Below are 26,284 nucleotides of genomic sequence, written 5' to 3'. Positions count from 1 at the left end.
AATGATTACAATAGTATTAAAATAGCCTTATACCCCTTGCTTTAAGCCCAAAAAAAGAGAGATTTAAATAATCTACATAAAAAATTAAAGAATTAAATATGTCAAATAGATTAAAACTAGAAGATTCACCTTACTTACAACAGCACAAAGATAATCCAGTAGATTGGTATCCGTGGTGCGACGAAGCATTTAAAAAAGCCAAAGATGAAAACAAAGCAATTTTTATATCCATCGGCTACAGCTCATGCCATTGGTGCCATGTTATGGAAGAAAATGTCTTTACAAACAAAGAGTGTGCAGATATCTTAAATGCCCACTTTGTCTGCATCAAAGTTGACCGTGAAGAGCGACCCGACATAGATAAGCACTATCAAGAGGTTTATATGCTTTTAAACCGCAGAAGCGGCGGATGGCCGACTTCCATATTTTGCACCCCCGAAAACAAACCGTTTTTTGCGGGAACTTACATACCGCCGCAGTCTCGTGAAGGAAGCATAGATGGGATGGGGTTTGTTGAGCTTACAAAACTCATAGCCGACAAAATATCGCAAAGAGATGAGCAGATACTAAAAAATGCCGATGAGATAGAGAATTTTTTAAACCACAAAGAACATCCAAAAGAGGCAACGGTTCTAAAAGAGGATTTTACTAAAAACTTTATGCTTCAAGTAAAAAACAACTACGACACGACAAACGGCGGCTTCTCCTTAGCACCGAAATTTCCGCATGCAAGCACGCTCGGCACGCTTCTTGTCATCGACAAACTATATGATGACAAATCCGCAAAAGCGATGGTTTTAAACACGCTTCAAAATATGAAAAAAGGCGGTATGTATGATTTGATAGAGGGCGGATTTTGCCGTTACAGCGTTAATGAGGAGTGGTCGGTTCCGCACTTTGAGAAGATGCTTTACGATAATGCCCTGCTCTGTGAACTTTACACAAATGCTTACCTTGCCTACAAAGATGAAAGTTTTTTACAAACTGCCAAAGAGATTGCCGATTTTTGGCATAACTATATGAGCGAAGACGACTTAATGTATAGTGCAAGCGATGCGGACAGCGATGGAGAAGAAGGAACTTACTATACATATAGTTATGATGAAGTTTATGAACTCTTAAGTAAAAACGGCTACGAAGCGATAGATGAGATTTTAGAAAAACTAAGCGTAATAAAAGATGGAAATTTTGAGGGGAAAAATATCATCAGATTTAAAAGTGATGAAACACCGAAAAATTTTGAAAATATAAAGTTTCTGCTTGGGGGATTAAGAGCAAAAAGAGATTATCCGTTTTGTGATAAAAAAGTTCAAGTCTCATGGTCTGCTATGATGATAAAAGCTCTTTTTATGCTTGGAAATATAGACGCTTCATACAAACAAAGAGCTATAAAATACCTTGATGCTCTGCTTGAGTCAATGTACAAAGAGGGTAAACTCTACCATACGGCTCTCATACATAAAACTCCAAAGGTAGAGGCATTTTTAGAAGATTTCGCGTTTTTATCTCAAGCACTCATTGAAGCATTTAACTCCACGGGGGATGAACTCTACCTTATCCGTGCTCAACACTTTGCAAATATGGCATTAGAGAGATTTTACGACAAAGGAACATGGAGATTTAGCGTAGGAGAGTTTGAAACAAAAGCAGATATCTCGGACAATACCTACACAAGTTCAGTTGCAATAATAGTTGATGTTCTGCTCTCTCTAGGCACTCTGCTTGAAGATGACAAATATAATCACTTTGCGTTTAAAACGCTAGAATACAACTCATACGAGCTGGGAAGACGCCCCGTTATTTACCCGTATATGTTACGCCAAATGTTAAGATATTTAAAGGGTGAGAGAGTTATAAAATCAAACCTGAAAAACTTAGAGTCAAAGGCGCTTGAGCTTGCTTCTTTAGAGTATCCGTTTATCCAAAAAAAAGCCTCTGACGATGATTTTTTTATGGTTTGCGGAACTAAAAGCTGTTTTGCTACAACGCAAAACCCTAATGAAATCAATGATATAATCAAAAAAACTTTTTAGGAAAAAATAATGAGTAGTATGAAACTCGGCGTAAACATCGACCATGTGGCAGTTTTAAGAGAGGCAAGACGAGTAAATGACCCTGATATCTTAAATGCCCTTTTCATCGCATGTCAAAGCGGTGCAGACCAGATAACCATCCATCTAAGAGAAGATAGACGCCACATTCAAGATGTCGACGCTTATAACATTATGAAGCACTCCACCATGCCCGTAAACCTTGAATGTTCTATCAACAGAAGCATTTTAAATATAGTAACAGACCTAAAACCGCACCGCGCTACTTTGGTTCCGGAAAAGAGAGAAGAGGTGACGACTGAAGGCGGACTTGATGTCATAAAATACGAAGATGAAATCTCTTATGCAATCGAACTATTGCATGACTATATCATTCCAGTCTCACTTTTTATCGACCCGACCATAGAGGCGGTAGAGATGTCAAAAAAATTGGGGGCAGAGATGGTAGAGCTTCATACGGGGAGTTTTGCAAATATTTACGCTATGTTAAACTCATCTCTATCTTACTCAAACCACTCCATAAAAGAGCTGCAACTTCCTCGTCACGAGTTGGCAATAAAGCTTGAAAAATCAATTACGGCTATAAAAGAAGCCGCAAAACATGCCAAAAAAATCGGTTTGGAAGTCGCAGCCGGACACGGACTGAACTACAACAATGTCGACGAGATGATGAAGATTGCAGAGATTACGGAGCTAAATATCGGACAAAGCATAGTAGCTAGAAGCGTCTTTAGCGGTTTAGCAGACGCCGTAAAAGAGATGAAGAGATTGACTACAAGATGAAACCATACATTGCAATAAGTATCGGTGATTTAAACGGAGTCGGGATTGAAATTGCCCTAAAAGCTCATAAAAAAATCTCTGCCATTTGTACTCCCATCTACTGCATAAACTCCTATATGCTCCATCAGGCGTGTGAACTTTTGGATGTAGAAATTCCGTCTGATTTTGAGATATTTGAAGTTGAGGGCAGTTTTAACATAAGAGAGGGTTGTGTAGATAAAGATGCAGGAAGATACTCTTATGACTCATTTATGAGTGCCGTTAAACTTTGCGAAGAAAAAAAGACTGATGCGGTTGTAACTATGCCGATTCATAAAGAGGCGTGGTCGTTGGCAGGTTTGCACTACAAAGGACACACGGATTTGCTTCGCGATTACTTCAAAAAAGATGCCATTATGATGCTTGGATGCGATAAGATGTTTGTCGCACTCTACACCGAACACATACCCTTAAGAGAAGTGGCAAGCCACATAACAAAAGAGGGACTTCTTAGCTTTTTCCTTGATTTAAACAGAGCAATTCCTAACAAAAGATTTGCCGTTTTAGGTTTAAATCCTCATGCGGGAGATAACGGCGTTTTAGGAGATGAAGAGAGAGTTATAGAGGCGGCTATTGAAGAGGCAAATGAAACAATAGGGCAAGAACTATTTGTAGGCGCAATCGTACCCGACATCGCTTTTACGCCGCACATGAGAAGCTCATTTACACATTTTGTGGCGATGTACCACGACCAAGGTTTAGCACCGCTTAAAGCGCTCTATTTTGACGAGAGCATAAATGTATCGCTAAACCTGCCGATAATAAGAACTTCGGTAGATCACGGAACCGCCTTTGACATAGCTTACAAAGGCAAAGCAAACACTCTAAGCTATGAGAATGCAATCAAGAGTGCGATAGAGTTTGGAATGACGGTGTCTGCGTCATCCTGAACTCGCGTGCCCTTTGGGTATGATTCAGGATCTAAGGGTTTACTATTTTAGAGGTGCTACATTACAAAGCACGGCTTCTATTTTTGTTTTAAAACTTATACCGACTTCGCTCCAAGTTTTACCTTTGTGAAGATCAAAACATGCTTCATTGATTGAAGAGAGTGCTTTGCTTGCACTAAAATCTAAAATATCGATTGTGCCTTTTGCTTCAAAAACATCATTGCTAAAACTATACTTCATAGGAACTGTTTTTTTAATACCGTTCATCTCTATCTCAACACTTACAACACCTGTTCTTGGGGCATCTTTTACTTTTTCATCAGCTTTAATATCTACTATTTTTGCATTAATGTCTTTACTGCTCATCATACCAAAGAAAAATTTAGCAAGTTTCTCATCACGACCTTTGTCTTTTGAGTTTACGCTTGATGTATCTATAACAACCGTTGAACCGACCAAGATAGAACGAAAATTCTCACCGCTTTTTACAATCGGCGTATATGCCACACTCTCAAAAGTTCCGCCTACACCTATTTTTTCATTAGTTTTATAGCCAATCCAACCAACCTCAACGGCTCCGACTTGAGCCAGTTCACAACCGCCCTTAGCACTCGCGTACAAACTTGAGCCAATAGATAGCGCTATAAATACGGAGATAATTACATTTTTCATTTTTATCCTTTGGGTTATTTTAAGAGTAAAGTTCTTGCAGAACTCTATTAGTATAACTTCTATTTCTTATCAAACCACTTCCTTTTGAAAAAGAGTAATATTTTTAAAGTTATGTTTAACAATCTTTAAATCTAGCTCATCTGCAATATACTTAAATGTTTTGAGATTAAAAAAACCTATATGTGTTATGTCTCTTATATACCACCATTTAAAAAATTCTTCATCATTTGCTGGATGAAAAGCGCTCATAAGCAGCAGATAACCGCCCTCTCTTAGGTGCAAAAGCAGCTCTTTAAAAACTTCAAGCGGATTTTGCAAGTGCTCAAAAACCTCTGTTGAGATAATCAAATCATACTCTTTACCCTTATACACTTTTTGCGGAAAATAAAACGGATCATATCTGTCGCATACGATACCCTCTTTTTCTAAAAGTGTCGGCAAAACCAAGCCTCTTCCGCACCCAAAATCAAGCGTTGTTTTCATATTTGAGGGAACAAACTCTTCTATTAAATCCTCAAACATTTTTACATAACCGAGTGATTCAAAACTGTTATGGTGTTTATCGTAATGTTTCTTCTCATGTGCTTCATCAACATAAAAAATTTCATCTAAAAAAATATAGTCGCAAGACAAGCACTTATGATATATTTTTTTAGTTTTTGGATCCGTTGTCTCTATCGTGTCGTTATTACAAATTTTGCATATTTTCATTAGAGAATCATACCATTTTTCTACAATACTCTTGCGGCTTACAGGCTATTTTTAAATTTTTATTGTAAAATTCAAAAATGATAGACAATTTAATTTTAAACTACATACTTCTTTTTGTTTTTCTTGAACTATACGAGATTAGCTGGCAAAAAGCTCCAAGCATCATGGGGATGGTGGTGCGCATGAACAAATATTACTCAAAGAGTATATTGCTGTTTTTGATTATGCAGCCGACTTTTTACTTTGCCATCGGCTTTGCGATGCTGTGTGATTACAATATATTTGCAATGATTTTACTCTTTTTAAAAACAGCAGATATCGCAACAAAGATACTTCTTATAGAGCAGATTTTTACAAAAAAAAGCTTATCTCACGAAATGAGTCTGATTTTCTTAGCACCCATAGATAGCTTTTTACCGTATATGGGGTTAGTAATATACCCTCTTCTTATTGCACTGGCTATATAAAATCTCAACAAAGATAGATTGCTTCGTCGCAAGCTCCTCGCAATGACGAGAGTGGCATTGTCACTGCGAGGAACGAAGTGACGCGGCAGTCTGAGAGAAAAAGAGAGATTAACCGTGCTTGTCATTCTAAATCAGAATAACTGCTTTTAAGCTGAGCTTGTTTAGATAAAAATTTTACACTCTGCGATATACCGTCATTTGGCAATTCTTGATGTTCATCTAATTTTTCTAAAAAATTATCCATCTTAGCCGTCAATGCAACTCTCAAAGAGTCCATCTGCTCTTTTATATTATCTATTTCACTATCTTTAGACTCTTTAAACTCATTTACAATCATGTTTAACTGCGATTGCGATTTTACATACTCTGATTTTATAACTTCTATATCTTTCATCAAATCTCTCATTGATGCGTAAATATCATGCAAAGAGCTATTTTGAGCTTGCAATTCGCTCATTTTTTTAGATGAAAGAATCATCTGCTTCATTATCATTTCACTCTGCTCTTTTATACCGCCTAGCTTATTTTCACTCTCATAAAGAGAAGTATTTATACTCTGTGTATGTGACTTAAGGGAGAGCAGCTCTTTTTCAAACGGTTTTATAATTTCGCTTAATTGCTCAATGGTATACTTAATAATAGTTTTTGCTATAGTCTGAGAAGTGTTGCCGATAGATTGTAAACTATCTTTTAACTCTTCCATCTCTTCTCTTATGCTGCCTTTGTTTTCAAGCGCTTTTTCCAGAATTACTTTTACTTTGTTAAAATGGTCTTGTTCCGTAACTCTAAGTATATCTATATGTTTATGCACAACACTGTCTAAAGACGGGAGTTGAACCTCTGTAAAATTTTCAAATGATTTTGTGACATCAACATGCCAACTCTCTATCTGTTCAAACTGTTGTAAAAATTTATTTTGATTTACTAAAATCATATCTAACACTTTTACATCGTGTTTAAATCGCTCTCTTGACTCTTCTTGGGATTGCTTATCTTCATTTTGATTTAAAATCATCTTTTTTTCAAGTTCGGAACTAAACTCTTTTATCTCTGTTATCTGTTCCATCAACTCTTTTATAAACTCTTGTTGAGTTTTTGACTGTTCGGACTGTTGCGTTTGATGAAGTACATTCATAACGATATATAAAAGAAGTGAAACTAAAATAGGAATAAAACTCTCTTTTAGAGTAAGCAATATATTTGCCGCCTCAGGCTGGATTATAAAGTGAAGAAGAGCGCTAATTATACCTATACCCACTATAAGCGGTATATAATTTATCTTGTTTGGCTGTTTTAATATAGATATCTGTCTTAAAAAAAGTAATGCCATAAATACAAATGCGAGTAATAAATCAATATCAAACACTGTACATCCTTTAGATTGACTCTAAAAATCTACAACTATTCTATCATAAAATTTTATAAAACTATATCCAATATTTCTTTTGGTCTCTTTGCAACTACTTTTGCATTGCTATATGGCGTAAATCCCCAAGTTGCAAATATAGGCTCTATTCCGGCCGCATGAGCACTTAAAATATCTTTTGAATTATCTCCTATCATCCATGCTTTGTGGTTATCTTTATCAAAGCCGTAGTGATTTAGTATGCGATTTAACATCAAAGGACTGGGTTTTGGCTCGCTAACTCTATCTGCTCCGATGATTACATCAAAAAGATTTTTTACTCTTAAATGCTCTAACATTCTTAGCGCAAACTGCGTAGGCGCGTTTGTTGCAACAGATATCTTTACATCCGAAGCGACTAAACTCTCCAACATCTCCTTTACGCCATCATAAAGGTAGACATTTTTTATACATTGAAGCTCATAATGGCTCTCAAACAATGCTTTATCTTTCTCGTGATACACCTCTGTTTCATAAAAAAGCCGTGACAGGTTTCTTACCTCCATATTTATAGCCTCGACTATAAAAGCTTCACTAAGCGGAGCAAGATTGTAGTGAACTTCTCTAACATGATTTACGGATATAGTTATATCTTTTTTAGAATCAAGCAGAGTACCGTCCATATCGAAAATAACGATTTTCATCTTTTGTTTTATCTCATTTTTGAATATATCTCTACCAATGCTTCGACAAAAGATTCACTGTCATTTAAACATCTGCAAACTCTATAATCTTCAAACCCAAGTTCACTTGCAACATCGCGATACTGAATTTCAAGTTCATAATCAGTCTCGGAGTTATCAATAGTAAAAGCTATGGGACAAATAACGACTCCCCTGCTCTTAATCTCATTTAGTTTATCTTCTAAAGAGGGCGTTAACCACTCTACGGGTCCGATTTTTGATTGATATGCAAGATGAGCATCGTTAAACTTCATCCCTTCATCTTCTAGCATCTGCGTTAAAATAACAACATGCTTTTCTATATGCTTTTGGTAAACATCCCCCGCGTATATAACACTTTGCGGAACTCCATGTGCTGAGAAGATAATATCAAAATTTTTGCACTCATCAGAGCCTACTCTCTCTTTGATTCTCTCAATGACGGCTCTGTTGTAAGTGTCGTTTTGAAAAAAGTGTTTTATTTCAACCAAGATAGCATCGCCGCCGCTTGAGTGGTACTGCTCTTCGAAATCCTCAAGCGAAGATTTTGTCGTAGTTGTTGAAAACTGCGGATAAAGCGGAATAAGATAGATTTTTTCTATATTTTCTTTGTTAAGCCTCTCGATAACCTCCGAAGCAAAAGGGGGCGTATAACGCATAGCAAAATCAACTATGACATTCTCTCCTACTCTGTCTTGAAGTTTTTTAACCAGCTTTCTCGTATGTCCTACAATCGGAGATTTTCCGCCGATTCGTTTATATATCTCTTGAGCTTTTTCAACTCTTGAAAAAGTTATCATCTTTGCTATAAAACTTCTCAAAAATGAACTCTTTAAAGGTATAATATTTTTATCATTAAACATATTCGTCAAAAAAACTTCAACCTCGTTTAGGTTATTTGGTCCGCCCATATTTAGTAAAACAATTGCTTCTTTTTTCATCTAATAAACCTCTCTTCTATGAGCTATTCTCACTAGAGTAATAACTAAAATATTGTTTTCTTTAAGATAAACAATTCTATAATCGCCCGCTAGTTTGCGAAATTTCCCTTTATGCTTGCCTTTTAATGCTTTATCACCGATAAATATTCCGTTTTGTAAATCAATAATTTTTTTGGCAACTTGCTCTTGAGTACTTTTTTCAAGTTCCAAAAACTCTTTTTGGGCTCCTTTATTAAAGGCAACTTTATACATCTATTCCTGCTTGTTTAAACACATCTTCAAGCGATATAAGTTTTTCTTTTCCACTTTTTATATCATCGATTCTCTTGTCGCTTATCATTTCATCAAGTGTATCAAAGTAACTACTTATCGCCTTTTCTATCAAATATGTTCTTGTTCTGTCTAATTCACTTGCACAAGCATCAAGTTCTGCTAGAAGAGTTTCATCAAGTCTTATATTTATAGCTTTTTTCATATTGTACCCTTTTGTGGATATTTGTAGATACATTATACCACAAGTATCTACTTACTTCTCTTTAACCCTTAAACTTATCTCATATACTATCTGCTGTAATGGTAGCATATCTTCATAAATTTTATAGAGCGTATCTATAAGCAACTCCCCGTTTTGGATAAGTTTGGGCTCTAAAATTTTGTAAGTCGCCATCCCTTTATAGAGGCTTAAATCTACACTCGGCATATCTGAAGTAAAACCTCGCGGATATTTTTTATACCCTTTTGCTATTATGCTATATCCCATAGAAGTTATCTTGTCAAGTACTCTATCAAGCTCAACTCTTCTTTTTTCGTTTTTTATGTAGTCACGGTATGCGTCAAGCATAGGTTTGTTAAACCATCGCACGCCTACTGCGACAAATAGCTCATCAGGAGAGAAATGGAGATAAAATGAGGATTTTTGAAGTCTGCATCCACTCCAACCGCCTTGAGGAAAGATGACACCTATTTTAGACTTCATAGGCTCTTTATTTTCACCCATGCGTCTGACATCCCGATACATCTTAAAGAGAGATTTGTTTATCTTTGGCTCCGCTTCGATAGTCGGCTCTAATGCCATAAGATGTTCGCCCATCTCAACAACAAAGGCTTTTGAGGGATTTAAAATGGTTTTTTCATACTCATCTCTATTTGCTTCAAACCACTCTTTGTTGTTATTTTTGCGGATGGATTCTAAAAACTCCGTTGCATTTTTAAAACCCGTAAACTCCATCAAAAAATCCTTTTACGCCAGTTTTCTGTTTCTAAACGCAATAGCGATAAGAACAAATAAAATAGCATAAGTAATCGGTACAAAATCAGGAATCGGCACAGGGTCGCCTTTTGCGTATGAGTGCATTCCCGCCAAGTAGTAGTTAACCCCGAAGTATGTCATAATTACCGATGTGTACGATAAAAGTGATATAACGCTATAGTTAAATTCGCTATAAATCTGCTTGATAAATCTCAAGTGAACGACAACCGCATAAATCAAAATGGTTACAAGAGCCCATGTCTCTTTTGGATCCCATCCCCAGTATCGCCCCCAACTCTCGTTCGCCCAAACACCGCCTAAGAAGTTACCTAGCGTTAAAAACGCCAAACCTATCATTATACTCATCTCATTTATGGAGTTTAACTCTTTGATGGAAAGAGAGATGTGAGTATCGTTTTTCTCATTTTTAAGTATGAAAAGAAGAATCGTAATAAAACCTAAAAGCGCTCCAAGACCCAAAAAGCCGTAACTTGCCGTAATTACAGCGACATGTATACTTAGCCAATATGAGTTAAGAACGGGTACAAGGTTTGTTACTTGCGGATTCATCCAGTTTAGATGCGCCACAAAAAGAATCAATCCTGTTAAAACTGCCGTGGATGCCATAGTCATAGATGAGCGTTTTGAGAACACAAAACCCGCCAAAACCGTTGCCCAGCTGATGTATATCATAGATTCATATCCATCAGACCACGGTGCGTGACCCGCTACATACCATCTAAGCCCTATACCAAATGTGTGCACTAAGAACAGTGTTATAAGCAGAGCTAAAGAGATTTTTGCAAACATAGAAATATTGAAGCTTGGTTTTAGTATTTTAATAAAACTTGCAATTAAAAGCACAAATCCGATTAAAAAATATATAGGATAAATTCTCTCAAAAATATTTGCATAGTTGTAAAACATCTCTGCTTTTATCCTAGTCTCAGAAGGTGAAACCGATGCGCCGTAAAACTTTTGATATTCGACTATCTTCTCTATTGCAGAGTTTGCACTTGCCCAGTTTCCGCCGTTTACCGCACTATCTAATGCCGTAAAATATTCAAATGCGATTTCTCTGATCTTTAGAGCGTTATCTTGCGAAAATGTCTCAAGCGCCTCTACCGTAGGATACCATTTGTTATTTACATCATTTGGTTTGGGCCAAATTTTTATCAAAGCGCCCGAATATACCGAGTAAGAAATATTTACTCTCTCATCAATCTCTAAGACTGCTTTATCAAAGAGGTCTCTATGTTTTGGCTCTTTTCTGGTTGCATTATCTACATATTCTGCAAGTTTATAACCGTTTAAACTCTGCGGATCCACAAAAAATTGCGCAAAAGATGCATATTTTGCATCAGATTTTGTACCTATTATTTTGTTTATCTCCTCATTTTTTGTTCTAATTATTTTTAGCTCTCTATATGCATCAGGCTTGGACATCATCCCTAGTATTACTTGGTTTGCGTTTAGTTTTTCATCGCCGATATTTAAGTATGGGCTTTTATAGATTTTTGCCAAAATTTCGGTTGAGAGTGTATCAAGCGGCTTCATTCTTCCGCTGCTGTCTTGAATAATCAACTGACCGAATCTCTTTGCATGTTCTTTGTCAAAAGACAAAATGGTTTTTATAGACGGATCCAACTCCTCCGCATAAGACGGAGTTACGCTAAAGAGAACTCCAAGCAAAAGCAGAAGAGCTACGGCTTTGCCTTGGCTGGCTTTTTTTGCTATGTTTGAGAGCTTCGCAAATCTGTTCTCTTTAGAGAAAAGCGACCAAAACATTCCCAAACCTAAGAGAAAATAACCTATATACGACGGCAGAGTTCCCGGATCGTTATTTACCGATAAAATTGTTCCTTTTTCATCCTGATCGTAAGAAGATTGGAAAAATCTATATCCGCGATGCTCTAAAATATGGTTCATAAATATTCTATAAGGCATATTGATATTTTTCTCTTTGTCAATTAGCTCAACTTCACTCGCATAAGATGCAGGAGACATTGAACCGGGGTATCTATCTAGCTGAAAATCGACAAGTTTTACACCAAATGGAACTTCCAATTTTTTAGAGCCGTATGAAATATGCACATCCACTCCGTTAACGACATTATGATGCTCTTTTGCGGCTCTTCCTGCTTGAGCAAAAATCATAACGGTCTCTGAGATATCACCTACTTTGATGTTAAACTTCATAGCATCCATCTGAGGCTTCATAGGTGAAGCATTCGGGTCTGAGATGATTTTTGCGGTTGCATGTTGATAAAATTTTCTTACCGCAAAATTAGTGCTATCGGTTCCAAAAATAGTTTTTCCGTCAATTTTAGTTTTATCACTCGGATTGATTTCGCCTTGAGTGTTATCTTCCATTTTTAAGAATCTAATCGGTATTTCATGCTTCATAAAAAGCTCGCCGTTTTCGCTAAAAAAAGAGAGAACCGGTCTTAAAAACATCTTTTGCGAACCAAAATCTATGGCGATATCTTCATTTTCGTAAAACTCACCTTTTTTAAGTTTAAGAGGTTCACTCGAACTGCTTGTAGCAACCATCATCTCAATAACTTCAAAACCGCCCTCTTTTGCTTCAACTAAACTCTCGATTGCATCAGGAATATACCCTGCAAGTTCTACATGTACATTTTTGCCATCTACACTTAGAGATGAGGAAAGAGAATTTGTACTTTTTTTAGATAAATGAACACTCTGCTCGCTTGATTGAGTTTTATCACCCACTTTTGCGCTTACGGTAAAGTAGGTATCTGAACTGAGCATTGTTGTAGCAACTTCACCCTCACGAATATGCATAGTTCCTTCAAAACCAACAAAACGCGTAATAGCAGCGCCGAGAACGATAATAATAAATGAAAGGTGAAAAATAAATATAGGAGCTTTTTTTACGCTAAACATTTTATATCTAAAAATATTTATAGTTAAATTAATTGTTAAGAGTGCGATTAAAATCTCAAACCAACGAGCGTTATATATATTTGCTTTTGCGGTTATCGTACCGTAATCATTCTCTATAAATGTGGCATAACCTATAGCAAAAGCAAAAATGAGCATCATGAGAGCCATCGTCTTCATGGAGCCAAAAACTGAGAGAAGTTGTTTCATATCTATCCTTATTTTAAAAAGGATATTCTAGTTAAAATTAGCTAATAAAGTCTTAAATCAGTGCTTAATCTTCTAGCTTAAAAGTAATTCTAAAGTCTCCGCTATCAAGCTCTACGGCTTCATGCGATATCGTTAAGGGGATTCTCTGATAGAGCGGAAACGGCTCATGAAAAAAGATACCGACTAGTCTGTCATTTTTGCTCTTAAGCAAAGATAGTCCGACCATTGTATTTACCATCGGCTCAGGCGGCTGACACTTTGTCGCATCATACTCATAATAAATTAACCCGTCTTGTTCATATGTATAAAAATCCAAAGTTGCTCTTGGAACTTCTATTAACTTTTTTTCCATTTTTTTAAACCTTTTTATTGTATTTGTCCGCAAAAGGAACAAAGTACCTTTTGCTTCGCTAAAGCCGCTGTGGCTACTAAAGTTTGACACTTTCGTATCAAAATTTTACCATATCAAACGGCTAGTTTTATCTCAAAACCTTTTCTCTCTTCATCCAAAAGCTCGACGCTTCCGCCGTGAGCTTCGGCAATCTGTCTTGAGAGTACGAGTCCAAGCCCGTTTCCTTTGACTTTTGTACTCTTAAACGCTTCAAAAAGCTCTTTTTTATTTTCAATCATAACGCCCGTATCATAGATATAAAATTTATGAAACTTCTCATCTTTTTTATATACAATCTCAACCGTTCCGTCATCATTTTCATCAAGCTCTATCGCATCAATCGCATTTGTTAAGAAGTTAGAAAAGAGCATCTCAAGCAAATCTCTATCACCGTTTAGTATAAATTGTTGCTGGGGAAATATAAATTTAATCTCTTTTGTATAACCGTAATAACCTATAACTCTTCTAAGCGCATCCTCCAATTCATTCCACATAAACATGGTTTTATGGGCATATACGCCCTTGCTAAACATTAGCGTAGCTTTTATAATCCGCTCTATTTTATAAATAGATTTTTGTATCTCTTCAACAAGCTCGACATTTTCGGGAAGAACTCTTTTTTTGAGCGTTGAACTAAGAAGCGAGATAGAGCCGATAGGATTTCGTATCTCGTGAGAGAGATGTGCAGCCATCTGCCCCATAGTCGCGAGATTCTCTTTTCTTTTTTGTTCAGTTATATCCGTAGCACTGAGCATTACTTTGTTTTTATAAGATGAACTTTTTATAAGGTATGATTTAGAGTTAAATTCAACCTCGTAATCATTATTTTTGGATTTTAAAAGTTCAAATAGTTTACCTAATGATTTTGCCTGAGAATTCTGTAAAAAAATATCTCCCTCTTCATCCAAAATCCAGATAGCGTTTGGCAAAAACTCCACAACTTTCTCTATGGTGTCTTGCAGATGCGCATATGATGCTTTTAGTTCGTTGAACTCATATTCAACCTTATATGTCTGTTCTATTAAAAGATTTAATTCATCGGGCGTTATAGTAGACATCAGTCGCTAAGTCCTAAAATAATTTTATAAAGACTAAAAGCATCGTCGCTTCCGCAAAGTTCTCGTACCGAGTGCATAGCATATGTCGGAACTCCAACATCCAAAGTCTCAATGCCGAGTCTTGTAGCAGTGATTGGACCGATGGTTGAACCGCATCTCATATCGCTTCTTGTTACAAATGTCTGAATAGGCTCATTTAAAGATGATGCAACATTCATAAATCTTGAAATAGTTTTTGAGTTTGACGCATAACGCTGATTTGCATTAACTTTTACGACGCTTCCTCTATTTATGTGCGGAGCGTGATTTGAGTCATGTTTTGAGGGAAAATTGGGATGAATTGCATGTGCGTTATCTGCAGAAATCATTACGGATGAGCGGATAAGAAGCATATACTCCTCATAGTCGCTAAATGCTCTGCGAAGCGTATTTTCCAAAAAACTCCCGCCTGCACCCGAAGTTGATTCGCTGCCGACCTCTTCATGGTCACTTGCTATAAAAAGCATAGGTTTGCTCTCATTTACACTGCAAATAGATAGCATACCGACATAACAGCTAAGCAGATTATCGATTCTGGCGCTTGCGATAAAGTCGTCATTTAAACCGATAAAAGAGGCTTTTTGCGTATCATAAAAACTAAGCTCGTTTGCATAAAGCTCTTTTACATCATCTATGCCGCTCATCTTTAAAAGTTCTTTTAAAAACTCGTCAAGATTAAACTCGCTAGAAGTTGATAAAATCGGCGTAATGTCCGTTTGCGCATTTACGGTTTTATCTTTATTTGCATTGTCATCAAGATGGATTGCAAGAGATGGAATTATTGCGATGGCTTTTTTGGCATCAATCAAAGCATCTTTTATCATATTGCTAGAATCCAAATAAGAGACTCGCCCTGCTAAAGATAAATCTCTGTCAAACCAAGTGTTAAACAGCAAACCGCCATAAGGTTCAACCCCAAACTTCACGACTCCGTGCTCTTTTATCACGGGATTTGGTTTTAGTCTAAGATTTGGCGAATCCGTATGCGCACCGACCATCACATAGTTTTTACTCTTAGGATATGTAAAAGCGATAATAGAAGAGTCATTGCGGGTAACAAAATACTTCTCTCCCTGCTCCAACGCCCATTTTTGCTCTTCATAAAGCCTTATAAAACCTGCATTGGCAAACATACCGACCATATTTTGCGTTGCATGAAAAGGCGTAGGCGAAGCATCTAAAAAACCGAGTAAACCTTCATTGAAATCTTGTTTCGTCATTGCATAGTTCCTAGTCAAAGTTTATAATTTATTTTTTTGATTATACAGAAATATCTTTTATTCTACTCATATTCCACGCCCTTAGGAAGTTTTTTCGGTGCTTTTATGCGAAGCTGTTTATGAATGCTTTCTCGTCCGTAAACAACCTCAAAGTTGGATGTACTTATGCCAAACTCTTTTGCCAAAAAATTGACCATATAGTCCGTCGCCTTTCCAGCTACGGGCTGAGCTTTTACGCTTACTTTTAGCTGATTGCCCTTTACCTTTCCGATAGCATCTCTCTTTGCGGCAGGAGTTCCTAAGATATTGATAACCAGTACATCGCCTTGCCATTCATAAAAAACATTGGCTAAATTTTTTGCCCTCATCAGAAAAAAAGCCAAACAAGAAGTGCTACGCCAAAAACAAGGTTAAACCAGCTCATGCCGTCTTCAAAGAGCATAACCAAGAATTCATAATATTTTTGTTCCAAAAAATCATGAGCTGTTAAAAGCTCATTTTTTGCATACTGCGTAATATCTGCACCCCAGATGTAAGCGATAATTTCAGGGGCTATCATAAACAAAACCACTCCGCTTATACCCCATAAATTTTTCTGTGGTTTCATAGAAAGAATCACTTTTTGAGTATTTGGGTTTTTGGCTATCTCCATGGCTTTTGCTTTAATTTTATGTCTCATATTACACTCCTAAACCAATATATCCACAAACTCGTTTCCGTCAAGTGCGGTTAAAATTTTGCTGTCAACTTTTATAGCAGAGTCGATAACGACATTTTGAAGTTTTGAGATAATGGTAAGTTTTAGTTCTCTTTTACCGGGATTTTGACGGACAATTCTGTATAAATCTTCCAAAACTCTCATGTCCGTATCTAGTTTTATTGCCAGATTTATCGCCTCTTGCGGCTCTTGTTCTGTCTCTCTTACTTCTTTTTTCGTCTTTTGAGTCTCTTTTTTTGCCTCTTTAAGAGTCATAATTTTAGTTACACCGATTCTTGTAAACATTTCCGTATGAGTTATTTTTGCTTTAATGGCTATCGGCTCTTGCAAGTTCATTTGACTCAGTTCTTCAAGCTTGTCCGAAAAAAGCATAACCTCTATGTTTCCGTGAAAATCCATAAGGTTTACTATGCCGAACTGATTTCCTTTTTTGGATGTTTTTTTGGTTATCTCTTCGACTTTTCCTATAAAAATAGCGTATGAACCGTCTTTGACACTCTCTATCTCCGATGAGAGCGTATAGTCTAACTCATCAAGCTTTTCTCTATACTCATCAAGCGGATGACCGGAGATATAAAAACCTATGGTCTCTTTTTCAAACTCCAAAATCTCTTTTAACTCATATTCGCCTGAGTTTGTCAGTTTTAACTCGACGCTTGTGATTTCAGTATCATCTCCAAAAAGGCTTCCGATAGCATTTTTTCTAGCCATAGAGGCATCTTTTGCGGTATCTACAATCTTCTCAATTTGGTCTAGCAGAGCTTTTCGAGAATATCCGAATCTATCAAATCCGCCCGCTTTTATGATTGACTCTATAACTCTTTTATTTACTTTTGAAGGCTCGATTCTGTTTACAAAATCCTCTAGTGATTTAAAACTTCCGCCCTCTCTTCTTGTCTCTAAAATTGAGTAAACAGCCGCTTCGCCTACTCCTTTGATTGCACCCAAACCAAAGAGAACTATCTCTCTTTCATCTTTTGTAATAGCTGAAAATTCTAACTCAGAGTCACAAATATCAGGCGGAGAAAGTTCAATTCCCATTCTTTTAGTTTCATCTATATAGCGGACAACCTTATCTGTGTTATCCTTATCCGAAGTTAAAAGAGCCGCCATAAACTCGTTTGGATAGTAACACTTTAGCCACGCGGTTTGAAATGTAACCATCGCATAAGCCGCAGAGTGGGATTTGTTAAAACCGTACCCCGCAAATTTCTCTATCAAATCAAATAGTTTAGACGCTTCGGCGTAGTCCAGCCCTTGATTTTTTGCTCCCGTTGCAAACTCGTCGTTGTAAACCGACATATCCTTTTTCTTCCCCATAGAGCGGCGGATGATGTCGGAATATCCAAGAGAAAAACCTCCGATAGTTTGAACTATCTGCATAACCTGTTCTTGATAAACGATGACTCCGTAAGTATTTTTAAGAATCGGCTCCATCGCATCAAATGTGTACTCAATCTTCTCTCTTCCGTGCTTTCTTTCTATAAAGCTCTCAAGCATTCCAGATTCCATCGGTCCGGGGCGGTAGAGTGCCAAAACCGCGATTAAGTCCTCAAAACTATCGGGTTTTAAGCGTTTGTTCAAGTCCTGCATACCCGAACTCTCTATCTGAAACATTCCGACCGTATCGCCGCTGCGGATAACATCATAAACTTTTGGGTCATTCTCGTCTATCTCATGCCAGACGACGGCTCTGCCGTATCTAAGTTTTATAAGTTTTATAGCATTATCTATTACATCAAGAGTTTTTAAACCCAAGAAGTCAAATTTTATCAAGTCCACATCTTCAAGATAATTAAGCGAGTATTGCGTTACAAAAACATCTTCACCTGAGGGTTTATAGATAGGAGTTTTTTTCCAAAGCTCTTCATTTGAGATAACGACTCCCGCCGCATGAATGCCAGAATTTCTCTTTAATCCCTCAAGTCTTTTTGCAAATTCCCAAACCCTTGCCGCATTTGCATCGCTATCTATTAGTTCTTTTAGTTTTGGCTCTTTTTGAAATGCTCCTGGTATAAAATCACCGTTTTTTGTCTTGCCGTTTAGCGTTATTCCAAGCTCATCGGGGATAAGTTTTGCCATTTTATCGGCTTGAGAGAGCGGCATATCAAGAACGCGTGCAACATCCCTGATAACCCCTTTTGCCAAAAGCGAACCGAAAGTTATGATTTGCGCAACTTGATTTCTACCATATTTTTTTACGACATAGTCTATTACTTCCCCGCGTCTTGCCTGCATAAAGTCCATATCTATATCGGGCATACTGACGCGTTCGGGATTTAAAAATCTCTCAAAAAGAAGGTCATACTTCATCGGGTCGATGTCCGTAATCTCAAGCGAATAAGCAACTAAACTTCCCGCGGCACTTCCCCGTCCCGGACCGACCGCGATACCCATCTCTTTTGCAACTTTAACGAAATCCCAAACGATTAGCATATATCCGGGAAATTTCATAGAGTTGATTACATTCATCTCAAATTTCAGTCTGTCTCTATACTCTTGGTGCCTTGTTTGCGGTACATGTTTTAGTCGCTCTTCCAGTCCCAACTCACAGCGATATATAAAATACTCGGCATCATTTTTATCTATGGCGCTCATCCAAGCTCTTTTTTGCTCTTTTGAAGCATCAGGGCTTAACGGCTCATCATCAACATTGTCAATACTTAGCCCATCGGCTTTAGAATACTCGGGTGTAAATTTAAAGTTCGGGGGAATGGGGTCGCCAAGGCGCAGTTCCAAGTTACACTTATCAACTATCTCTTGCGTATGCATAATGGCTTCTGGAATGTCGGCAAAAAGTCTTGCCATCTGCTGGGGGCTTTTTAGGTAAAACTCATGAACTGAGTGACGCATTCTCTTTGGGTCGTCATAGAGTTTATTCATACCGATACACATAAAAGCTTCATGATACTGCGCATCATCATGGAATGTGTAGTGAGTGTCGTTTGTAGCCACTACTTTTATATCAAGCTCTTTTGAGAGCTTAAGTACCTGCTCATCAATAAAGAGCTGATCGCCTATGCCGTGACGCATAAGTTCTAAGTAAAAATCATCTCCGAAAATCTCTTTATACTCTAACGCAACGGCTTTTGCACCCTCATATCCGAGTGCGCCGTTTTTTATATTTCTCTCATTTGCCGTATTTAAGTGCCAGCTTACTTCGCCTTGAAGACATGCAGAGGTGCAAACAAGCCCCTCGCTATGCTCGCGAAGCTCTTTTTTATTTATACGCGGATAGTAATAAAAACCGTCTATAAAGGCTTTAGAAGAGAGATACATAAGGTTTTCATAACCTTTTTGATTTTTTGCATATAGACAGATATGAAATCTCTGTTTTGTGCTTTTATCATCAATAGCTTCGCCGTTATGGATATAGCCCTCAATCCCGATAATAGGCTTTATACCCGCCTCTCTCATCTGCTTGTAAAAATCAATAGCGCCGAACATATTGCCGTGATCCGTCATAGCAACCGATGTCATACCGAGCTTTTTAACCTGCTTCACAAGATTTGAGAGTTTATTTGCGCCGTCAAGCAGCGAATACTCCGTATGCAGGTGAAGATGCGTAAATGGTTGAGCGCTCATAGTATATGTAACCTTTTTTGGCTTTTAATTTTATCTGATTTACAATGTAGAAGAATTATAGTATGAATGGCTTTAAGGTGAGGTAATAGCTAGATTTAAAAATTCTAGCTATTATTCGTAAAATGGTTTTGCGGTCTTCCTATGTGAAATCCTTGTAGATAATCTACTCCCATCTCTTTAAGTGTTTCAACTATCTCTTCATCTTCTACATATTCTGCGACGGTTTTGACATTTAGCTCTTTTGCAAGTGTTAAGATACTATGCACAAAAGCTTTATCTTTTTTATCTTTATTGATATTTATAATAAACTCGCCGTCAATCTTTAGATAATCTATAGGGAATTTTTTGATATAGTGAAACGAAGAAAACCCTGAACCGAAATCATCGATTGCAAATTTATACCCCGCCATTTTTAGATTCATTACAAATTTTTCCAAAACAGAGAAATTTTTAACGGTTTCTCTCTCGGTTATCTCAAAAACTATATGATCTTTGGATATATCATAATGCTTGATAAGTTGAGTAATTGAGTCTGCATAATTACCGACAATAAGAGATTTCGGAGATAAGTTTATAAATAAAATCCCTTGATAGTTCTCCGTTTTTATCTTCATAAACGCATTTTCGATTACCATCAAATCCATACGGTTTATTATGCTCATGCTCTCTGCAACTTCTATGAACTCGTAAGCAGATACTACCTTGCCGTCTACCTCGATTCTCATAAGAAGTTCGTGTATCTCATTTTTACCGCTAAGCGTAGTTTGAATAGGCTGAAAGTACGGAACTATACGATTATTTGCAACGGCATCCACCAAAAGCGCGGATTTTGCTTTTTGATCTTTTATCACCGAGACGATATCATCGCCGCAAGGAACTCTAATGCTGTTTTTACCGTCTTCTTTAGCCTTATACATCATGCCATCGGCTATCAAAAATAGCTCTTTTTGTGTTTTTGCATGTTCAGGATAGACGGATATTCCGATAGAAACCGTAACACCTGCATAATTTCCATCAGTAGTCAAGAGCTTAAATTCCTCAACGGCTTTTGCTATTTTATGAGCGACGGCAAGAGCGCCTTCTAGTCCACATTCAGGCAGGATTATAGTAAATTCATCACCGCCGTAGCGAGAGAGAATATCTTCATTTCTTTTTGACTCTACAAGAATTCTAGAAAACTCTTGTAAGAAAAGATCTCCGAATGCATGCCCGTATCTATCGTTTATCGGTTTAAAATTATCACAATCTATAACCATTAAAGCAAACTCGTAGTCACGAGACTCTGCACGCTTTATCTCGTACTCCAAAAAGTCTATAAAAACTCTTTGATTAAAGAGATTTGTAAGAGGGTCGTGTGCTGCGTAGTATTCTAAATCGTTTGTATATTTATTTATAGCCTTGACGGAACCGACAAGATTTGCCATAGTCGTTAAAATACTGTCAATTACTATATGTTTTATCGGGTCCGCCGCCATATCAGATTGAACGCTGATACCTACGATTCCGCCTATTTTTGGAGTATCTAAAAATAGTGATTTTGTTCTATATGCAAAATTTTCATAATCATCCATATTTATACATCTATTGTACTCGGATGTATTGTGGCGAATCGTATAGTCGGTATAGCCTAAGAAGTGATTGCTGTTTTGAACGGACTCTCTTACATACTCTTCAAACTTCCCTTTAACATTACTCTCAGGAATACCGTACCAAAATATATCAACCTCGAACTGATCATCGCCGATTCTAAATATAGTCATAAGCGTATATGTAGGCATAACTTTGTTTATATCGACTAGAAGCTCATTTATGAAATCACGCCAATCTTGAACAACCTCCGAAGTGATTATAAACTTATCTAAAAGCTGCACTTCAAACTCTAGCAAATCCTTATCGACGGCAATAGTCTTTAGCTTTTTAGCCAACTCGTTTACATTCATAATAATTGCATTAATCTCTTCAAACCTTGAGTCTATGTCCGTAGAGTCAAACTCTTTAAAATCTTTCATAGAGTTGATACATTGAACTTTTTTATTAAAAAGTTTCAGCGACTCGGTTATTTTTGATGTGGTATATCTCGAACTCATAAACGCGCCAAACACAAAAATCGGCAACACTATGAGGAAAAAATATATATAATCCAAAAATGTCTTTTTTATGATTTCGACAAAATTTTGCTCTACATCTATTACGCCAAGCGTGTCACCTGCTTTTGCGTTTACATGACAGCTCAGACACTCTTTTTTAGCATTCAAAGGTAGAAGATTTCTAAGTCTGCCCATTTCAGTAAGCGTTATCTTCTCTCCGCTTGCCAAAACAGAGTTTGCCAAATCATCTTTTTGTTTCTCCTTAACTTCTCCGAAGAGTTCTTTAATTTTATCTGAGCGATAGATATTTACCGTATAGTCGCTATCGTTAAAATTTTCTTTTAAAGAGTGCATAAAATCATTCAAATCCTCTCTGCTCCACCCCTTTTTCATAACTTGATACATTGAAGAGAAGATTTGATTTGAAACTACATTTGCGTGTTTTATGGCATTTTCTTGCGCTAGCGTGGTATGTAGATATGCCGTAAAGATTAGGACTACGATGAAGAGGGTCGATAGAAGAACTATGTTTATCGAAAATATAAAGTTTTTTAATGTCTTAGGCATTTACTTCCCCGGTTTTTTAAAAAAAATTAATTATATCTGCAAATTATTTTTTTAAACTTAAAAAATAAAAAATAGTTATGTAATTATATTAATAAACAAAGAAGTGTTTGATACGAGAGAACTCGTATCAAATATAAAAAAGAGGATTTATTTTACTTTTTCTAGGTATTCGCAATCAACAGTATTTACTTTGATAGTGTCACCTTCAAGTACATGGTAAGGAACTTGAACAACTGCACCAGTCTCAAGAGTTGCAGGTTTTCTGCTTCCGCTTGAAGTATCGCCTTTGAAGTTTGGCGGAGTATCCGTGATTACAAGTTCCATTACTTCAGGAGCAGTTACGGATATAGCATTTCCTTTGTAAAAAATAATGTCAACATTGATTCCGTCTTTAAACCATTTTGAAGCATCGTCACACTGCTCATATGAAAGAGACATCTGCTCATAAGTATCTTGATCCATAAACTGGAATGATTCGCCGTCATCATAAAGATACTGCATAGTTTTGTAAGCTATCTCAGGAACTTCAAATTTATCGCCGGCATGAACAGTTTTTTCAACAACTTTACCGTTTAAAAAGCTCTTAACCTTCATACGAACAAACGCTGCACCTTTACCCGGTTTAACATGCTGAAACTCCACCACTTTATATGGTACTTCGCCAATAATTAGACGAACATTCTTTTTAATATCACCCATTCCGATAGTTGCCATAAACACACCTTGAAAAATTTTTCTCGAATTTTATCCTAAGTGGACTTAATTTCTTTTGTTATAATGTCAAAAAATTATAAGCTTTAGGAACCTACTACTCATGGAATTTACTTTAGAAGCCACTTCGAAAAATGCTCGTGCATGTACAATCAAAACAGCTCATTCAACCATTAAAACACCTGTTTTTATGCCGGTCGGAACGGTTGGCAGCGTTAAATCACTCGACATGCAAGATGTAGTAGATTTGCTGGGAGCCGAGATAATTTTGGCAAACACATACCATATGTATCTTCGTCCCGGAGATGAAACAGTTGCTAAAATGGGCAAACTTCACGGCTTTACAACCTACCCTAAAAGTTTTTTAACGGACAGCGGCGGTTTTCAGGCATTTAGCCTTAGCGACATATCCAAAGCTTCGCAAAGCGGCATAGAGTTTCGCTCCCATATAGATGGAAGCAAACACTTCTTTACTCCAAAAAAAGTTATAGATATTCAGCACAATCTTGGGTCGGACATTATGATGATTTTAGATGATTTAGTGGCACTTCCCGCAACGCAGGAGAGAATTGCGCTAAGTATCGAGCGAACGACTGCATGGGCAAAAGAGAGCATTGAGTATTTTAGAGCAAAACAAAAAGAGGGTATCGGCTTGGAGCAAAATATATTTGCAATTATACAAGGCGGAACGGATAAAGCTTTTAGAACAAAAAGTGCGACAGAGCTTTGTGAACTTGATTTTGACGGTTTTGCAATAGGGGGCTTAAGTGTAGGCGAAGCAAATCAAGATATGTACGATACGGTTGAACATACGGTGCAGCATATGCCCAAAGATAAACCGCGCTATTTAATGGGTGTAGGAACTCCTGAAGATTTGATAGAAAATATCGAGAGAGGTATCGATATGTTTGACTGTGTTATGCCGACTAGAAATGCGAGAAACGGTACTCTTTTTACATCGTTTGGAAGATTAAACATAAAAGGTGCGGCGTATAAAGAGGATAATGCTCCCGTAGATAGCGAGTGCGAATGTCTTACATGTAAAAGATATACAAGAGCGTACTTAAATCATCTATTTCGTGCAAGAGAGATAACATACTTCAGACTTGCAACTATCCACAATCTTCACTACTACTTAAATCTGATGAGAGAAGCTAGAGAGGCAATTTTACAAGATAGATACGCGGAGTTTAAAGCGGAGTTTTATGCAAAAAGAGTTTGAACTCTCTGAATAATTATGTTTTAAGATTGCCGCGCTTCGCTCGCAATGACAAGCGCGGCAATTTCAATGACAGGCACAGCAATCTCAGTGACCGTCACTGCGAGGCTTTGAAAAAGCCGTGGCAGTCTTATAGATTATGCTCTTTTTTATACTTTAGGATAAGTCCGTAAGCTTCATCTTTTAGTAGTAACTTCTCTTTTTTAAGAGTCTCTATCTCCATATCCGTTAATACTATATCACCGTTTTCAGCTTTTGTTATCTTGTCGTCAAGCTCGTTGTGTTTGTTGAAGATTCTTAAAAAATGAGCGTTTTCACTTCCGGTTTCTTTCATATGAGTAATAATATCGCGGTATTCATGTAACATTTTGCAATCCTTAGTTTTTTTTGGAATATTATCATATTCTTAATAAAAAGTCTTTTTAATTTCACCGTATAATTTTTCACCGTCATAGAGTGAAAATTTTTCATCCATCGTTACGGCTTTGTTTGGATCAAAAAGCATGGCATTTGCTCTCTTGCCGACCGCTATAACTCCGCAATTTTCACCTATAGCATCCGATGGATTTTTCACGCAAACTCTTACAAGATGACTCATTGAAATAATATTGCTCTTTACGAGTTTTGTATAATAAAGGCTCATTGCATTTTTAAGCCCTTCACATCCGTAAGCCGCATCATAAAACGCCACCTCTTTATTTACCGGAGAGCTTGGCTGGTGAAGAGTCGTTAAAATATCGATTTGGTTATTTGTTAGCGCATCTTGAAGAAGTTTCATATCATCATTACAAGCCAAAGGCGGATTTAGCTTTGCGGTAGTGTTAAAATTTTTACAAGCCTCGTCGGAATTTATAAGATGGTGGATAGACACCTCGCATCTAACATCCACTCCCTCTTTTTTTGCTTTGTCTATTAGATAAATTGAACGAGGAGAAGCGATTGATTTGAAAAGGATTTTTATCTTAAAGTGTCTGGCAATTTCTATCATACGGGATACATGTAAAACTTCGCTAAGATCCGGTATGCCAGCAAGTCCCAGTTTTGAACTGATATCACCCTCTAGCATTACGCCGCTGCTTATCAATGAATTGTCCTCTGCTTTACAAAAAAGAGTAACTCCGTACATTTGACAATACTGCGCAATCTTAATAGCTACGTCATTTTTTGCAATCGTACTCATATACGGCGCAATTGCACCGCGTTTTAATAAAATCGCAATATTACTAAGCGTTGCATCCTCTTTTAGAGTATTTAACATCAAATCAACTTTTGCACCTCTTAAATCATGCAATCCGTTTTGAGCAAACTCCAAAACTATCTCATTATCTATTGCAGGCGTGCCGTTTGGGTTTAAAACGATATGCCCTATTCCGCCTCTAAGCGCTTCATCACAAACGGCTTTTATATTTTTAGCGTTTAGTGCAGAGTCTTGAACTCTTATATTAGTATCAACCAAAAGCGGCATAAAGTATAAACCCTCTGCGTCAATAACTTCACTATCGGCTAGACTTGAACCGATCTCGGTTATTATACCGCCCTCAATACGGACATCAACTTCTCTCTCACCGTCCACATCACAAACTATTGCATTTTTTATTACCATCTCTTCAACCTTTGACATGTTGATGGAATTGTAATTAATTATGCCTTATATATTAATTTCATGAGCTTTTAGTTAAGTTAGGTTATACTTTTTAAAAAA

General features: G+C 37.1%; 24 protein-coding genes. 5 read left to right on the top strand and 19 right to left on the bottom strand.

Translation table 11 applies throughout. The features are described from left to right. Positions 1–98 precede the first annotated feature (98 nt). Genes PHQ93_RS06915 through pdxA form a run of 3 tightly spaced genes read left to right on the top strand, consistent with a single transcriptional unit; the run spans position 99 to position 3,763 of the window. On the top strand, positions 99–2,033 hold the full coding sequence (locus PHQ93_RS06915) for a thioredoxin domain-containing protein (protein WP_299942462.1): 1,935 nt from the start codon (positions 99–101) through the stop codon (positions 2,031–2,033). Between the two features lie 18 nt (positions 2,034–2,051). Next, positions 2,052–2,834: a pyridoxine 5'-phosphate synthase gene (locus PHQ93_RS06910; protein WP_299942622.1), complete on the top strand. Its 783-nt coding sequence runs from the start codon at positions 2,052–2,054 to the stop codon at positions 2,832–2,834. After that, positions 2,831–3,763: a 4-hydroxythreonine-4-phosphate dehydrogenase gene (gene pdxA / locus PHQ93_RS06905; RefSeq protein ID WP_299942461.1), complete on the top strand. Its 933-nt coding sequence runs from the start codon at positions 2,831–2,833 to the stop codon at positions 3,761–3,763. Before PHQ93_RS06910 ends, pdxA begins: the two co-directional genes overlap by 4 nt. A gap of 42 nt (positions 3,764–3,805) precedes the next feature. Here the strand turns inward: pdxA and PHQ93_RS06900 are convergent, their stop codons facing one another. Further along, positions 3,806–4,435 (bottom strand): YceI family protein, encoded by a 630-nt coding sequence (locus tag PHQ93_RS06900; protein ID WP_299942459.1) that lies wholly within the window; start codon positions 4,433–4,435, stop codon positions 3,806–3,808. 69 nt (positions 4,436–4,504) lie between these two features. Further along, positions 4,505–5,146 (bottom strand): class I SAM-dependent methyltransferase, encoded by a 642-nt coding sequence (locus PHQ93_RS06895; RefSeq protein ID WP_299942457.1) that lies wholly within the window; start codon positions 5,144–5,146, stop codon positions 4,505–4,507. A gap of 77 nt (positions 5,147–5,223) precedes the next feature. Between PHQ93_RS06895 and PHQ93_RS06890 the strand changes: the two genes are divergently transcribed. Beyond that, positions 5,224–5,613 carry a hypothetical protein gene (locus tag PHQ93_RS06890; protein WP_299942455.1) on the top strand — a complete coding sequence of 130 codons (390 nt, stop codon included), beginning with the start codon at positions 5,224–5,226 and terminating at the stop codon, positions 5,611–5,613. Positions 5,614–5,734: 121 nt separating this feature from the next. Here the strand turns inward: PHQ93_RS06890 and PHQ93_RS06885 are convergent, their stop codons facing one another. The 15 genes from PHQ93_RS06885 to efp form a co-directional block, all read right to left on the bottom strand. Further along, a complete protein-coding gene (locus PHQ93_RS06885; protein WP_299942454.1) occupies positions 5,735–6,979 on the bottom strand; it encodes a hypothetical protein in 1,245 nt (414 codons plus the stop codon). A gap of 53 nt (positions 6,980–7,032) precedes the next feature. After that, entirely contained in the window at positions 7,033–7,662 is a 630-nt protein-coding gene (locus PHQ93_RS06880) for an HAD family hydrolase (protein WP_299942452.1), read from the bottom strand. A gap of 8 nt (positions 7,663–7,670) precedes the next feature. Beyond that, positions 7,671–8,621 (bottom strand): ferrochelatase, encoded by a 951-nt coding sequence (gene hemH / locus PHQ93_RS06875; RefSeq protein ID WP_299942450.1) that lies wholly within the window; start codon positions 8,619–8,621, stop codon positions 7,671–7,673. Next, positions 8,622–8,873 (bottom strand): type II toxin-antitoxin system RelE/ParE family toxin, encoded by a 252-nt coding sequence (locus tag PHQ93_RS06870; protein ID WP_299942448.1) that lies wholly within the window; start codon positions 8,871–8,873, stop codon positions 8,622–8,624. Next, the gene (locus PHQ93_RS06865) at positions 8,866–9,096 is read right to left on the bottom strand and encodes a ribbon-helix-helix protein, CopG family (RefSeq protein ID WP_299942447.1); all 231 of its coding nucleotides are present in this window, start codon (positions 9,094–9,096) and stop codon (positions 8,866–8,868) included. The genes PHQ93_RS06870 and PHQ93_RS06865 overlap by 8 nt, the downstream gene beginning before the upstream one ends. Positions 9,097–9,147: 51 nt before the next feature. Continuing rightward, a complete protein-coding gene (locus tag PHQ93_RS06860; RefSeq protein WP_299942620.1) occupies positions 9,148–9,849 on the bottom strand; it encodes a DUF2461 domain-containing protein in 702 nt (233 codons plus the stop codon). A gap of 12 nt (positions 9,850–9,861) precedes the next feature. Next, positions 9,862–12,987, bottom strand: a complete 3,126-nt coding sequence (gene ccsA / locus PHQ93_RS06855; protein ID WP_299942446.1) for a cytochrome c biogenesis protein CcsA — start codon at positions 12,985–12,987, stop codon at positions 9,862–9,864. 64 nt (positions 12,988–13,051) lie between these two features. Continuing rightward, complete coding sequence (locus PHQ93_RS06850) at positions 13,052–13,339, bottom strand: hypothetical protein (protein WP_299942445.1); 288 nt, start codon at positions 13,337–13,339, stop codon at positions 13,052–13,054. A 113-nt stretch (positions 13,340–13,452) separates the two neighbouring features. Continuing rightward, complete coding sequence (locus PHQ93_RS06845) at positions 13,453–14,436, bottom strand: PAS domain-containing sensor histidine kinase (protein WP_299942443.1); 984 nt, start codon at positions 14,434–14,436, stop codon at positions 13,453–13,455. After that, positions 14,436–15,695, bottom strand: a complete 1,260-nt coding sequence (locus PHQ93_RS06840) for a M18 family aminopeptidase (RefSeq protein ID WP_299942441.1) — start codon at positions 15,693–15,695, stop codon at positions 14,436–14,438. The genes PHQ93_RS06845 and PHQ93_RS06840 overlap by 1 nt, the downstream gene beginning before the upstream one ends. Before the next feature lie 62 nt (positions 15,696–15,757). Continuing rightward, the gene (locus PHQ93_RS06835; RefSeq protein WP_299942439.1) at positions 15,758–16,078 is read right to left on the bottom strand and encodes a DUF167 family protein; all 321 of its coding nucleotides are present in this window, start codon (positions 16,076–16,078) and stop codon (positions 15,758–15,760) included. After that, positions 16,063–16,374 (bottom strand): hypothetical protein, encoded by a 312-nt coding sequence (locus tag PHQ93_RS06830; protein ID WP_299942437.1) that lies wholly within the window; start codon positions 16,372–16,374, stop codon positions 16,063–16,065. Before PHQ93_RS06830 ends, PHQ93_RS06835 begins: the two co-directional genes overlap by 16 nt. A gap of 9 nt (positions 16,375–16,383) precedes the next feature. Further along, positions 16,384–19,998, bottom strand: coding sequence for a DNA polymerase III subunit alpha (dnaE, locus tag PHQ93_RS06825; protein ID WP_299942435.1), 3,615 nt, complete (start codon positions 19,996–19,998; stop codon positions 16,384–16,386). A 104-nt stretch (positions 19,999–20,102) separates the two neighbouring features. After that, complete coding sequence (locus tag PHQ93_RS06820) at positions 20,103–22,652, bottom strand: bifunctional diguanylate cyclase/phosphodiesterase (RefSeq protein WP_299942433.1); 2,550 nt, start codon at positions 22,650–22,652, stop codon at positions 20,103–20,105. A gap of 147 nt (positions 22,653–22,799) precedes the next feature. Beyond that, the gene (gene efp, locus PHQ93_RS06815; RefSeq protein WP_299942431.1) at positions 22,800–23,366 is read right to left on the bottom strand and encodes an elongation factor P; all 567 of its coding nucleotides are present in this window, start codon (positions 23,364–23,366) and stop codon (positions 22,800–22,802) included. A gap of 100 nt (positions 23,367–23,466) precedes the next feature. Here efp and tgt point away from each other — a divergent pair, with 100 nt between their 5' ends. Beyond that, positions 23,467–24,585 (top strand): tRNA guanosine(34) transglycosylase Tgt, encoded by a 1,119-nt coding sequence (gene tgt / locus PHQ93_RS06810; protein ID WP_299942429.1) that lies wholly within the window; start codon positions 23,467–23,469, stop codon positions 24,583–24,585. 127 nt (positions 24,586–24,712) lie between these two features. On the opposite strand, the gene PHQ93_RS06805 is transcribed toward tgt, so the two are convergent. Continuing rightward, positions 24,713–24,949 (bottom strand): DUF465 domain-containing protein, encoded by a 237-nt coding sequence (locus PHQ93_RS06805; RefSeq protein ID WP_299942427.1) that lies wholly within the window; start codon positions 24,947–24,949, stop codon positions 24,713–24,715. A 39-nt stretch (positions 24,950–24,988) separates the two neighbouring features. After that, complete coding sequence (locus PHQ93_RS06800; protein ID WP_299942425.1) at positions 24,989–26,185, bottom strand: metal-dependent hydrolase; 1,197 nt, start codon at positions 26,183–26,185, stop codon at positions 24,989–24,991. Positions 26,186–26,284: the final 99 nt, after the last annotated feature.

Source organism: Sulfurimonas sp. (assembly GCF_028714975.1).
In the GTDB taxonomy this organism is placed as follows: Bacteria; Campylobacterota; Campylobacteria; order Campylobacterales; family Sulfurimonadaceae; genus Sulfurimonas.
This window is presented reverse-complemented; position numbering and strand designations above follow the sequence as displayed.